The 12,656-nt window shown below is 34.9% G+C and carries 11 protein-coding genes; 2 read left to right on the forward strand and 9 right to left on the reverse strand.

All coding sequences use genetic code 11. From position 1 onward, the window contains the following. Window positions 1-290: 290 nt before the first annotated feature. Both FC091_RS06080 and FC091_RS06085 read left to right on the forward strand, forming a co-directional pair. Window positions 291-662, forward strand: a complete 372-nt coding sequence (locus FC091_RS06080; RefSeq protein ID WP_138433394.1) for a DUF2200 domain-containing protein — start codon at window positions 291-293, stop codon at window positions 660-662. Between the two features lie 18 nt (window positions 663-680). After that, window positions 681-1,031 carry a ribose-5-phosphate isomerase gene (locus FC091_RS06085; protein WP_138433395.1) on the forward strand — a complete coding sequence of 117 codons (351 nt, stop codon included), beginning with the start codon at window positions 681-683 and terminating at the stop codon, window positions 1,029-1,031. 54 nt (window positions 1,032-1,085) lie between these two features. On the opposite strand, the gene bshA is transcribed toward FC091_RS06085, so the two are convergent. The 9 genes from bshA to FC091_RS06130 form a co-directional block, all read right to left on the reverse strand. Beyond that, window positions 1,086-2,225, reverse strand: a complete 1,140-nt coding sequence (bshA, locus tag FC091_RS06090) for an N-acetyl-alpha-D-glucosaminyl L-malate synthase BshA (RefSeq protein WP_138433396.1) — start codon at window positions 2,223-2,225, stop codon at window positions 1,086-1,088. 247 nt (window positions 2,226-2,472) lie between these two features. Beyond that, a complete protein-coding gene (locus FC091_RS06095) occupies window positions 2,473-5,430 on the reverse strand; it encodes a glycoside hydrolase family 3 N-terminal domain-containing protein (protein ID WP_138433397.1) in 2,958 nt (985 codons plus the stop codon). A gap of 122 nt (window positions 5,431-5,552) precedes the next feature. Further along, window positions 5,553-6,773, reverse strand: coding sequence for a phosphoserine phosphatase SerB (gene serB / locus FC091_RS06100; protein WP_138433398.1), 1,221 nt, complete (start codon window positions 6,771-6,773; stop codon window positions 5,553-5,555). Between the two features lie 163 nt (window positions 6,774-6,936). Further along, entirely contained in the window at window positions 6,937-7,422 is a 486-nt protein-coding gene (locus FC091_RS06105; RefSeq protein ID WP_138433399.1) for an ABC transporter ATPase, read from the reverse strand. 1 nt (window position 7,423) lies between these two features. Further along, a complete protein-coding gene (locus tag FC091_RS06110; RefSeq protein WP_138433400.1) occupies window positions 7,424-8,059 on the reverse strand; it encodes a hypothetical protein in 636 nt (211 codons plus the stop codon). Between the two features lie 228 nt (window positions 8,060-8,287). Next, entirely contained in the window at window positions 8,288-9,070 is a 783-nt protein-coding gene (locus tag FC091_RS06115; RefSeq protein ID WP_138433401.1) for a (Fe-S)-binding protein, read from the reverse strand. A 90-nt stretch (window positions 9,071-9,160) separates the two neighbouring features. After that, the gene (locus tag FC091_RS06120; protein ID WP_138433402.1) at window positions 9,161-10,468 is read right to left on the reverse strand and encodes a (Fe-S)-binding protein; all 1,308 of its coding nucleotides are present in this window, start codon (window positions 10,466-10,468) and stop codon (window positions 9,161-9,163) included. A gap of 6 nt (window positions 10,469-10,474) precedes the next feature. Further along, complete coding sequence (locus FC091_RS06125) at window positions 10,475-11,416, reverse strand: MlaD family protein (protein WP_138433403.1); 942 nt, start codon at window positions 11,414-11,416, stop codon at window positions 10,475-10,477. Window positions 11,417-11,470: 54 nt separating this feature from the next. Continuing rightward, window positions 11,471-12,595 carry an N-acetylmuramoyl-L-alanine amidase family protein gene (locus FC091_RS06130; RefSeq protein ID WP_138433404.1) on the reverse strand — a complete coding sequence of 375 codons (1,125 nt, stop codon included), beginning with the start codon at window positions 12,593-12,595 and terminating at the stop codon, window positions 11,471-11,473. Window positions 12,596-12,656 lie beyond the last annotated feature (61 nt).

Raw genomic sequence — 12,656 nt, forward strand, 5'->3', positions numbered from 1 at the left:
TCTAAGTAGAAAAGAGAGGGGATTATCATTGTTGTCGAAGTTACAGCTTCACCGTGTATACTAATCTTAATCCTCTCTTTTGTGCTTTCTGGTTAATCTTCTAAATATAATGGATTGTAAACTTAAGACATGTATAGCTCATTGCGGCTGAATTCCTAATCGGAATTCATTGCAATTTGCTATCTTTAGGTTACGGCGGAAAATCATAGCTGATTTTCCGCAACGAGCCATACACAAAATCGATAAGCGCAACTACCTAAAAACTACCTTTTTTCACAAAAAAATATAAAATGAGTAAATCTGACACCAGCCACCACGACGAACGTATCGCTAATATGAGTTTTGCATCTGTATACCCACATTACGTGACCAAAGTAGAAAAGAAAGGCAGAACCAAGGAAGAACTCCACGAAGTCATTGAATGGCTTACCGGCTACAATGAAAACAAACTCAATGAACTCATTGAGCAAAAAGCTAATTTTAAAGACTTTTTTGAGAATGCCAACCTTAATGAAAATGCACATCTCATAAAAGGTGTTATTTGCGGTTATAGAGTTGAAGATATAACCAATACTACCACGCAACAATGCAGGTATTTAGACAAACTCGTAGATGAATTAGCAAAAGGTAGAAAAATGGAAAAAATTCTTCGTCAACCTTAAATTTTCCATTTTAAAAACATGCCAAAAACGCTATATCGTATTTATGTTGTAGAACTTTCTAAGCGTGTATTTACAGAAAATGCCAAGTTTAGAAATGCTAATCCGCAGTACAATGGTGTATTAGAGTGTTTGTATGTTGGTATGACAAGTAAAAGCCCTAAGGAACGTTTTGAACAACACAAAACAGGTTATAGAAACAAAAAAGGACACAAACTATCGTCTAATATTGTAGAAAAATATGGCTTGTATCTTAGGCCAAGTCTTTATAATCATATAGATCCCTTTTTAACACGAAAAGATGCTTTAGTAGCCGAGAAAGCAATCACTTTAGAGTTGCGTAGAGAACGTTACGCGGTTTGGTCTAATTAATAATGCATACTTATCTAATTTGTCATTGATAAGTCGTTTCAGAATCTCACCTTTCTATTTAGTAACCAAAATCTTATCTAAGGTTTCTTCGTAGATGGCTTCGTATTGTGGCACAATAGCGTGAATATCAAACTTCTTAGATTGTGCTTTGGCATTAGCTTTAAACGTCTTTAACGTCTCTGAATTTTTAAGTATTTTAATGGCGTTGGCCGACATATCTGCTACAGCATTAACATCACTTAAATAACCAGAATATCCATCGATATTTACTTCTGGTAATCCACCTGTATTAGTCGATATTACCGGTACTCCACTTGCCATAGCCTCTAAAGCTGCCAGACCAAAACTTTCAGTTTGCGATGGTAGTAAAAACAAGTCACTAAAGCATAGGATACGGTCTATTTCGTTACTGTTTCCGAAGAAAATAACCTTATCACTAATACCCAATTCTTCAGCCAATATTTCAGCGGTTTCTTTTTCTGGGCCTTCACCAACCATCATTAACTTAGCTGGTAACGCTTTCTGAATATTATAAAAAACCTTAATTACATCTGGTATTTGCTTTACTTCGCGCATATTACTAATATGCGTAATGATAAACTCTTCATCTTCTGCCATCATAGCGCGTTGACAATCCGTAAAATTATTGAGATGCTTATCTAAGTCTATAAAGTTTGGCACTACATAAATATCTTTTTTAATATCAAAAAGACGCATGGTGTCCTTCTTTAAACTTTCTGAAACCGAAGTAACGGCATCAGATTTGTTAATACTAAAGGTTACCGCGGGTTTATAAAACGGATGACTACCAACTAGTGTGATATCTGTGCCATGAAGTGTGGTAACGATAGGAATATGAATTCCCTTTGCTAAAAGCATTTGCTGAGCCATATAGGCTGCATAAGCATGTGGAATTGCATAATGCACATGCAACAACTCTATACCATAAAGTTGCACCATATCTACCAACTTACTAGACAATGCCAACTCATAAGGTTGATAGTGAAATAAAGGGTATTCAGGAACATGGACTTCGTGAAAATGAACATTATTGCTCAACAACTCTAAACGTACTGGTTGACTATAGGTTATAAAGTGAATTTCGTGACCGCGTTTAGAGAGTTCTAAACCTAATTCTGTAGCTACTACACCACTACCACCAAATGTTGGGTAACAAACAATTCCTATTTTCATGTGTTAATATTTATTGCCTGCTTTATAGCAGACATTTTTTTAATGGGCACATGGAACATCCTATTATCATATTTGCTGTACAATCTATGATTAATCATGGATGTTTCATCTAAAACTTTTGAACGATTAAAATTGATATGTATAAAGTCTTGGACCTTTTTAAATCCTTACAAATTTATAATACGTGTTAAAGTTAGCAGATTTGAATTGGTACAAAGTAACTTTTAGCACTTTTTAACGTATAGCCCTAATCTATGATCGCTTCATAAATGAGTCGCTGAATTTCGGTTCTGATGTTCTCCCTAAGCAATAAATTCTTGCCAGCCTCTGGATAAGTTCTATTGGCTAAAAACACGTAAACGATTTCTTCTTCAGGATCTGCCCATGCATAAGTACCCGTAAAACCAGAGTGTCCAAAACTAGTCATTGATATACAACCGCAAGTAGGGCCTTCTTCTCCTAATTGTGGTTTATCGAAACCTATACCTCTCCTGTTGTCACTTTCGCAATAATAACAGGTGTTAAACTTATCTATAGTTTCGGATTTAAAGTAACGTTTACCACCATAAAATCCTTTTTGTAAGTACATCTGCATAATCTTTGCCACATCATTGGCATTACTAAAAACACCAGCATGGCCACCAATGCCTCCTTGCATAGCGGCTCCCATGTCGTGTACATAACCATGAACCTTTTTATACCTATAATAGCTATCCACTTCAGTTGGTACAATGTCTTTTAGACTAAATGTTTTTCTTGGGTTGTATGTGGTATAATTTGCACCTAAAGACTTGTAGAAACGGTCTTGAGTTATTTCGTGTAAAGATTTATCATAAAAGCCTTCCAGATAATTTTTAAGGATGTAATATGGCAAATCGCTATAGCGATAACGCAATCTTGAAAGTAAATCACTCTCCTTTATAATTTCTTGTATAGAGTCCTTGTAATCGTTGCGCATAAAAAGTGTGTTGGTAACCTCTATATTAAAATCCTTAGAGCGTTTTGTTCTATAATATTTAGGATCTGGTTTCTTTGTAACAGTATCTAGAGTTGCATAATAGAAAGGAATCCAAGGTTTTAACTGCGCATAATGCGATAACATTCGTTTTAAGGTAATGTTCTTTTTATTAGACTTTTTATACGCTGGTAGTAAATCTCCTAGCTTTGAATCTAATGATACGGAACCTTGTTGCTCTAATTCCATAAGTACAGGAAGCGTCGCAATAATTTTTGTTAAAGATGCTACGTCATAAATATCATCAAAGTCTACCTTGTTCTTTTTTGAGTAGGTGTGATAACCAAAATTCTTGTTATAAATAACTTTTCCACGTCTAGCTACCAAAAGTTGAATACCAGGCGTCATTCTATTGTTAACAGCATGATTGGCTACAGAGTCTATTCTGCTTAAAAGCTTAGAATCCATACCAACACGCTCTGGTAAACCGTAACTAAGATTAGATAGTGCATTATAAGTTAAGCCTGTACCTACAGGGAAGAACTCACCATTACTTACAGGTAACTTGCCTTTTGCACCTATTCCGCCAAAAATAAGCTGAGCCGATTTTTGTTGAGCTATAGTACTATTCTGATAACTCATTACAATGGCTTCAATGTTTTCCACTGAGCGTAAATCGTTTAATGCATAAGGTCTGGCAAAAACATCTAGAATTACAGTAGTGCTTCTAGCAATTTCGTATAGCCATGCTAACTCTTTTTGTGAGAATTCATAAGCTTTCCAAGGGTTGTCATTAGATTTATGAAAACCAACTACCACAGTATTATAATTCTGTAGTTTGGTCATAATTTCGTCTAACTTTTCTCCTTTTATGTGATGTACTTTAGTGTATTTTTTTAATTCGTTGTAAAAGGCTGATCCACTTGCGTCTCCTAATTCTACATAAGCTATATTTTTGGTTTGCAGGTCTCTAAGTGGCAGTACATCATCTTTATTTTTCACCACAGTAATAGCATTCTCCATAAGGGTTTCGTAAAGTACGTCGTCTTCAAGTCTATTTAAGTCCTTACCTAGACCGTACAGACCCACTGGTGAGTAATTATGCAAACCAACCTTGTACTTTGCCATCAGAATCTTCTTAACAGAGTGCGACAATCGCTCTTCACTTATTTTCTTATCCTCGTAAGCTTCCATAATCCTTTCGATGCCTTTCTCAGGGTCTTCAGACATTAGCAAGACGTCATTTCCTGCTAAAAATGCCATTAAATCAATTTCGCCACCTTTTGAAAATACACTAGTTGTAATACCATCAACGTTTTTTTCTACATAATCTGCAGCACCTTTCATGGTTAAGGCATCTGTAAAGATTAAACCTTTAAAACCTAATTCACCTTTAAGAATATCTGTAACAATATGTTTTGATAAGGACGATGGAAAACCTCGTCTTTTTTCTAAACTTGGGACATTAAGGTGCGCAACCATAACGCTAGACAAACCCTCGCTTATGAGCTTTCTATAAGGATATAGTTCTACAGAATCTATTCGTTTTTCACTAAAGGAAACCGTTGGTAAGGTTTTATGGGAATCATCTTCGGTATCACCATGACCTGGGAAATGCTTGGCATTTGCCAAAACTCCAGCACTTTGCATACCATTCATAAATGCTAATCCTTTGGCTGTAACATTATCTCTGTCTTCACCAAATGAACGATTACCAATGATTGGATTTTTAGGATTGGTATTGATATCCACTACTGGTGCAAAATTAAAGTGCACACCCAAACGTTTGCAATGCTCACCGATTTGTCTTCCGGTTTGTTCTACCAAACTATCATCTTTAATAGCACCTAGCGTCATATTCCACGGAAACGCATACGTAGAGTCTAAGCGCATACTCAAACCCCATTCTGCATCCATACCCACCAACAAAGGTACTTTAGATGTTGCTTGCAAAAGGTTATTTAATTTGGCTTGACGGTATGGTCCACCATTTGAATAAATAACACCTCCAATGTGTTCGTCTTTTATTAAATCGACAATTTTATTATTAACCTTCTCATTATTTTTTGAAAACACCTGAACCATAAAAAGCTGACCTACACGCTCTTTTAAGGTCATAGCATTGTAAATACTATCTACCCATTTTTGTTGTTGCGCTGTATCTTTGGTTAATAATGGATTAGGAGTTGCTTCTTGGGCAATACTAATCTGAACACAAAAAGCTATTAGAATAAGGGACAAATATCGCATACATCAATCTTTTCTCGTTTGTAATTTTAATAACGAATACTATGCCAAAATAGCATATTTAATAAGAAGTAAAAAGACTTTAGGATAGTTTTATAAACCGTATAATTAACAGTTATACATAGTTACACCAAATCTATATGACGGTCGTGATAACCCAATAAATATAGCACACCATCCAAACCAATACTAGAAATAGAGTTCTGGGCATTATCCTTAACTTTTGGCTTAGCATGAAACGCAATACCTAAACCTGCTAAATTGAGCATTTGTAAGTCATTTGCACCGTCTCCTACAGCAATAGTCTGCTCTATATCAATACCCATATTATCCGCTAATAATTGAAGATACTCGGCTTTTTTATGACCATCAACAATATCACCAACATAACCACCTGTAAGTACACCATCTTTGATTTCTAAAGCATTAGCATACACAAAGTCTATGTCTAATTTTTCTTGAAGGTAGTGCCCAAAATAAGTAAATCCGCCAGATAGAATTGCAGTTTTATAACCGTAATAATGAAGCGTATCTATAAGTCGTTTTGCACCTTTGGTAATTGGTAAATTTTCTGCAACATCCTTTAAAACAGATTCACTGAGTCCTTCTAGAAGCTTCATACGTTTTTTGAAACTCTCCTGAAAATCTATTTCCCCTTGCATTGCAGACTCTGTAATGGCCTTTACCTCATCACCAACTCCAGCGCGTTCTGCCAATTCATCTATAACTTCGGTTTGAATTAAGGTTGAATCCATATCAAAACACACCAAACGACGGTTACGTCTAAACATGCTGTCTTCCTGAAAAGCAATATCAACATCCAACGCATGCGATATTTCCATAAATCTAGATGTAAACTCGGATTTATCATTCAATTTTCCTCGAATTGAAAGTTGAATAGATGCTCTAGGGTACTCTTCTTCTTTTACTAAAGATGTACGACCTGTTAATCGCTTTATGGAATCTATGTTCAGATTCTTTTCTGATATAACTTTGGTGACCTCAGAAATCTGTTCTGCTTTTAGTTTATCGCCTAAAATGGTAACGATATACCGATCCTTACCTTGCATACTTACCCAGTGCTCGTAATTCTCTAAGGATATAGGTGTAAATTTTGCTGTAATACCTAATTCATAAGCCTTAAATAATAAGTCTTTTAGGACTGCTGCAGATTTTTTTCCGGTTTTTATTTCGAACATCATACCTAATGACAAGGTATCGTGGATATTAGCCTGACCAATATCTAAAATCTTAGCATCATAGGCTGCCAAAACACTGGTTAAAGACGATGTTAAGCCTGGTTTATCTTGTCCTGAAATATTTAATAAGAAAATATCTGTGCCCACGTTCTATTGACGATTTACGAATTTAGAATAACGAATTAGAGAATTTAAGTTCCTAAATAAGTTAGTGTAAAAATGAACATTCTTTCTTAAAAATGAAAATCATTGGTAATGCAAATGCTGTAATTTTTAGGTGATTTTATTAAGAATTCTTCAATCTGAAGATTTATTTAATAAACCGACTGTGCCAACTTTCACTTGCTGGTACCTCCCAATTGTCTTTAAACTCTGCGATATTAGTGACTAGGTTATTAAAAACAATGGTATTTTTGGATACAGAATTGTTTTTAGCCATTTTTTTGAAGTCCATTAATGGTTTGTAGGCAATGAATTCTCCTTGTTTAAAGGACACATTCATCTTATCCATTAAATCGACATTATAGTCTTTTTCTAACTGTTGAATAAAATGTACAGAAGCATCAATTGAGCAACCTGTAGCCACATTAAGGTTTTGATTTAAAGCAATAACAATAAAGCGCTTGTAAACAATCTTAAAGCCGGCTTGTAAATCTTTACCATGTGCCGTCCATGCTTCAATAAATGTTTCGAGTTTAGAGGTTAACGCTTTTATTTCTTCTTCAGAAAAACTTCTGTTAGCTTGGTAAATCCAAACACGTGATTCTTCTGGTAATTTATCAAAATCTACTAGCATACTAAAGTTCTTCTAGCTTCGTAATTACTTTTTTTGTGATGTATTGCTTTTCACTTAAATCAAACAACTCTACTTCCTTAAACGTTACGGTATAAGATTTACCGAAGTTAGATTTTTTAAGCAGCTCATAGCCTTCAAATTCTTCAGTAATTAAAAAAATGTGTGTTTTATCAAAATCGTCTTTAGCTTCAAAATAAGAAATAGCGTCGTTATTCATTGTCACCAACTCTACCTCTATCGTTAACACAGAATCCGTGGATGCATCCAGACCAACTTCATCTTCATCGTCACCTACAATTTCTACTAATTCTTCTGAAGAAAAAATGGATAAAAAGTCATCCGCACAAGTAGTTGCCATTATAAAACCAACATCTTCACCTATTTCTTCGATATCATTTAAGGTTTTTTTACTGTAATATCTAGATTTTGATTTGTGTTTATTAAAGCTATCAAATAAGCAAAGTCCCAAAGCCATTTCCTTTTCTTCGGTATCGTCAGATTTATCAAATTTCTTTTTAGAAATACACTCGCAAGTGTCCTCTGCCATCAGCTCTGCAACCTCTTCTTTTGACTTTTTTTGAGCTAAAGCACTTGATCCAAAGAGTACAACTAATATTAAAAGTGTAACTTTTTTCATAGGTATATCATATTCTGTTAAGAATTATCCTTTAAATGTAATTAATCTATATACAAATCCCATGATTATAGAGTGTATTATGAAATCAAAAACGAATAAATTTACTGAAATTAAAGAAGAGCCTTTATAATAATCTATTCCAAGATTTATAGTTGCTATTATTAATCCGCTTATGATACCAAAAATTATACTTTTTCTAAATAACTTATTATTATTGTTTGTCAAAACCTAAGAATTGGCAATCAACTCAGCGATATCTAATACCGAAATTTCATTTTCTTTTTCTTTGGCCTTTACACCATCAGTCATCATAGTATTACAGTATGGGCAACCTGTAGCAATAATATCTGGCTTGGTTTCTAAAGCGTCTTCCGTTCTAAGAACATTGATATCCATATTCCCTTTTTCGGGCTCTTTAAACATTTGGGCACCACCTGCACCACAACATAAAGCTGTAGATTTGTGACGTTTCATCTCAACCAGATTAGCATTGGTTTTTTTAAGAACATCTCTTGGTGCGTTATACTCGCTATTGGCACGACCTAAGTAGCATGGATCGTGAAATGTAATACGCTTTCCTTTATAAGTATTGCCTTCTATAGTTAAACGACCAGAACTTATTAATTCTTTTATAAATTGGGTATGGTGTACCACATCGTAATTACCACCAAGACTTGGATATTCGTTTTTTATACAGTTATAAGAATGTGGATCGCAAGTGACTATACGCTTCACCTCATAAGCATTAAGAATTTCAATGTTCATCATCGCTTGCATCTGAAACAAAAACTCATTACCAGCACGCTTAGCAACATCACCTGTATTACTTTCCTCTTCGCCCAATACAGCAAATTCTACATTGGCCTTGTTTAAAATTTTAACAAAAGCCTTTGATATTTTTTTCGCTCTATCATCGTAACTACCAGCAGATCCTACCCAAAACAAGATTTCGGGTTGTTTACCTTCTGCCATAAATTCTGCCATTGTTGGCACTTTTAGTTCTTCGCTCATCTCTTAGATGTTTATTTTTTATGAGTTGAATCGTTTAATTGTTTATAAATTGAATCAAAAGCAAATTAAACGCTTAAACGCATCAACGTTCTAGTCTTCTTTAGCCCAATTCAAACGGTCCATCTGGTTGTATGGCCAAGGTGCACCATTATTTTCTATATTGGTCATCATGTTATTCAATTCCATAGGTGCTGCACTCTGCTCCATTACCAAATAACGACGCATATCCAAGATAATGGATAACGGATTAATGCTTACCGGACACTCTTCTACACAAGCATTACACGTAGTACATGCCCAAAGTTCTTCATTGGTAATATAATCTCCTAATAATTGTTTGCCATCGTCTTTAAATTCTCCACCATTGGCATCTATATTTTTTCCTACTTCTTCTAGACGATCTCTAGTATCCATCATAATCTTACGCGGAGACAATTTCTTGCCTGTTAGGTTAGCAGGACAAGCCGCTGTACAACGACCACACTCTGTGCATGTGTAAGCGTTGAGTAGTTGAATTTGGTTTAAATCCATAACATCACTAGCACCGAACTTCGCTGGTTCCTCTTCTTCTGCTCCTTCTGGTGCCGCGGCAAACGGGTCTGCGTTTGGATCCATCATTAATTTTACCTCGTTAGTCACTGATTCTAGATTGTTAAACTTCCCTTTTGGCGCTACACTACCGTAATAAGTATTCGGAAATGCTAAAAGAATATGTAAATGCTTAGAGAAATACAGATAGTTTAAGAAAATCAGTATACCCACAATGTGTAGCCACCATGCTGTGCGCTCTATGATATGTAAAGTGTCTGGATTATCCCCAAACCAAGGTGCTATAAATTGTGAAATAACATTGCCATGACCTAAATTCTGAAACATTGTATCTGTTGCATTCATTACCAAGAATAAACACATAAGCACCACTTCGAAATACAAAATGATATTACCATCATTCTTTGGCCAACCTTTTAAACTTTTAAAGCGTTTGATATTGATAACATTACGACGCATCCAAAAAGCAAACACGGCAACGAGTACTAAGACCGCTAAAATTTCGAAACTACCTATTAAAAAGCCATAGACAGATTCTGGCAAAACTTTAAGTCCTATACGATGAGTACCAAAAAGGCCATCGATAATAATTTCTAAAACTTCAATGTTTATAATTATGAAACCAACATAAACTACAACGTGTAGAAAACCAGCAATTGGCCGTTTTACCATTTTACTCTGGCCAAGTGCAATTCTGGCCATATTGCTCCAACGTTCACGCTTATGATCACTAGCATCTACTTCTCTACCAAGTTTTATATTACGAATGAGCTTCTTAATATTTCTTGCAAAATAGCCAATACCCAAAGCAAGGATAACAGCAAAAAGTATATTTGGTATATATTCCATAAAAAATTAATTCTTTTGGTCTTCGGTTGGTGGCTGATACGGAATTTCTTTCTTAGACAAAATTCTTCTGTATCGTGCAGGATGTAATTTTATATCGAGCAACAACGCTTCCATTTCTTTAGATGCAGCTTCAAGGTTATTGTATAGCGCATCATCATTGAGTAGTTTGCCAAGTGTGCCATCGCTGCTATTCACACTTGCCAACAACGTATTTATTGATGTTAAAGACTCATCAAATTTTGTGACGGTTTTTGCCAACTCTATGTCTTTAATATCGTCTGATAATTTTGATAAGTTTTCGCTAGTACTATTGAAGTTATCTAAAATAGAGTCAATCTTAGCATCGTTTGCCTTGATAACTCCTTGTACAGAATACGATAAGGATTTAAAAGATTTAAGCGTCGCGTTTAATTCTTCAATCGTACTTTTTAATCCTGCTTCAGATTCATCTACTACCAACCTATTAAGATTTGTCATTAAGGTATCCGCCGAACGAATAGTGCTATCTAAATCTGAACTGATACCTGAAAAATTACTTTTCAACGATGTTATTAATCCTGGTTGTACTTCTGACGCTATATAATCACCGGGTTTTGCGAGCTCACCTTCATTTGAGTTTACAATAGCAAGCGCATTACCACCCATTAGACCAGTTTCATAAAGTCTAATAATACTACTTTTAGAAAACTTTAGCTTAGGATTTACAGAAAAGGATACTCTGGTTTTACCTGTTTCAAAATCATATTTAATCTCTTCTATCTTACCAACCTTATTACCTCTTACAGTAACGGAAGACGAAGGACTTAAGGCATTATAATCAAACTCGGTGTAATAAGTATTTGTATTGGAGAAAATATCGTCTCCTTTTAAATACGAAAACAGATAAATGAAAAGTGCAATACCAGACAATACTAATACTGCAGTTTTAGCTTCTCTTGAAATTTTCAATGGGCTTAGATTTGATTGAAAACAAAATTAGGAATAAAATTATTAATAATAATTCTAATTAGTGGCAGATTTTAAAGCCTCATCCAAGCTAATTTGTTCACCATCCTTGTAAGCAACCACAAAGCTGGTTGTATAGCCTTTGGACTTTGCGTCTTCCTGTAGTTGTTTTACTTTGTTATAATCTGAAGTACTTCCGTAAAAATATTTATAAAGCTTGCCTACTTTAACCTTACTTATATCGGTTAAACCTTTAAAATTATAGGATTTTGGTTCTAAATCTTTAGAACTCGCAGCTATCTGTACTTTAAAGGTAATATCTTCGTATACCAAAGGTAAACTCTCCAGAGTTTCAACGGTCTCTGTGTCTAGCTTCTCGGTACCTAGAATACTGCTACCAACATTCTGATCTATTTCTTTCTTGTAAGATAAGATAGCATCTTTAATAGCTATTGCCATCTTAGACTGACCAGATTTAGTATTTAAATAAGCTCCTTCTTTGTTGTTAGTCAAAAAACCAACTTCTACCAAAACACTTGGCATATATGTATTTCGTATTACCAAAAGACTTGCTTGTTTTAGTCCCCTACTTTTTCGCTTAGCATTGTTTATAAAATGATCTTCAATCTTTCGAGCTAAAACAATACTCTGCTCTACATACACTTCTTGCTCTATACCAATAGCAATAGTAGATTCTGGCGAACTTGGGTCAAAACCTTCATAATGTTGTTCGTAATTATCCTCTAAGAAGATGACCTCATTCTCACGCTTGGCAACCTCAAAGTTTCTACCGGTATTCTTTTCACCCAAAACAAAGGTTTCAGTCCCAAAGGCTTGGGAGCTGTGTGCGTTACAGTGTATAGATACAAACAAATCTGCATCTGCTTTGTTTGCAATATTCGCACGTTCGTGCAGCTCAACAAACACATCGGTTTTACGTGTGTAAATGACTTTGATGTCTTTATTCTTTTCTAACTCCTTACCAACTTCTAATGTAACATTAAGCGCTATGTTTTTTTCTTTGTAACCATTGCCTAAGTTACCAGAATCGTGACCACCATGACCAGCATCTAACACCACAATAAACTTGTCATCTTGCGCGTGCAAAGGTGCAAAGCATGTTAAAGAAGTGATAAAAGTAAGTAGTAAGAATACTATTATATATTTTCGCGTCGTTTGCATATTTAATCTAACGGTTTATAAACTCGAATTATTACGCAGTATTTTTAGTAATATCCTATTT

The sequence above is a fragment of the Winogradskyella algicola genome (assembly GCF_005869935.1).
GTDB classification, from domain to species: Bacteria; Bacteroidota; Bacteroidia; order Flavobacteriales; family Flavobacteriaceae; genus Winogradskyella; species Winogradskyella algicola.

Bases quoted from the DNA above. Each gene is read 5' to 3' on its own strand.
- bshA (WP_138433396.1), bottom strand. From the start codon at position 2,225: ATGAAAATAGGAATTGTTTGTTACCCAACATTTGGTGGTAGTGGTGTA.
- FC091_RS06110 (WP_138433400.1), bottom strand. From the start codon at position 8,059: ATGAAAAAAGTTACACTTTTAATATTAGTTGTACTCTTTGGATCAAGT.
- FC091_RS06120 (WP_138433402.1), bottom strand. From the start codon at position 10,468: ATGGAATATATACCAAATATACTTTTTGCTGTTATCCTTGCTTTGGGT.
- FC091_RS06080 (WP_138433394.1), top strand. From the start codon at position 291: ATGAGTAAATCTGACACCAGCCACCACGACGAACGTATCGCTAATATG.
- FC091_RS06095 (WP_138433397.1), bottom strand. From the start codon at position 5,430: ATGCGATATTTGTCCCTTATTCTAATAGCTTTTTGTGTTCAGATTAGT.
- FC091_RS06105 (WP_138433399.1), bottom strand. From the start codon at position 7,422: ATGCTAGTAGATTTTGATAAATTACCAGAAGAATCACGTGTTTGGATT.
- FC091_RS06130 (WP_138433404.1), bottom strand. From the start codon at position 12,595: ATGCAAACGACGCGAAAATATATAATAGTATTCTTACTACTTACTTTT.
- FC091_RS06115 (WP_138433401.1), bottom strand. From the start codon at position 9,070: ATGAGCGAAGAACTAAAAGTGCCAACAATGGCAGAATTTATGGCAGAA.
- FC091_RS06085 (WP_138433395.1), top strand. From the start codon at position 681: ATGCCAAAAACGCTATATCGTATTTATGTTGTAGAACTTTCTAAGCGT.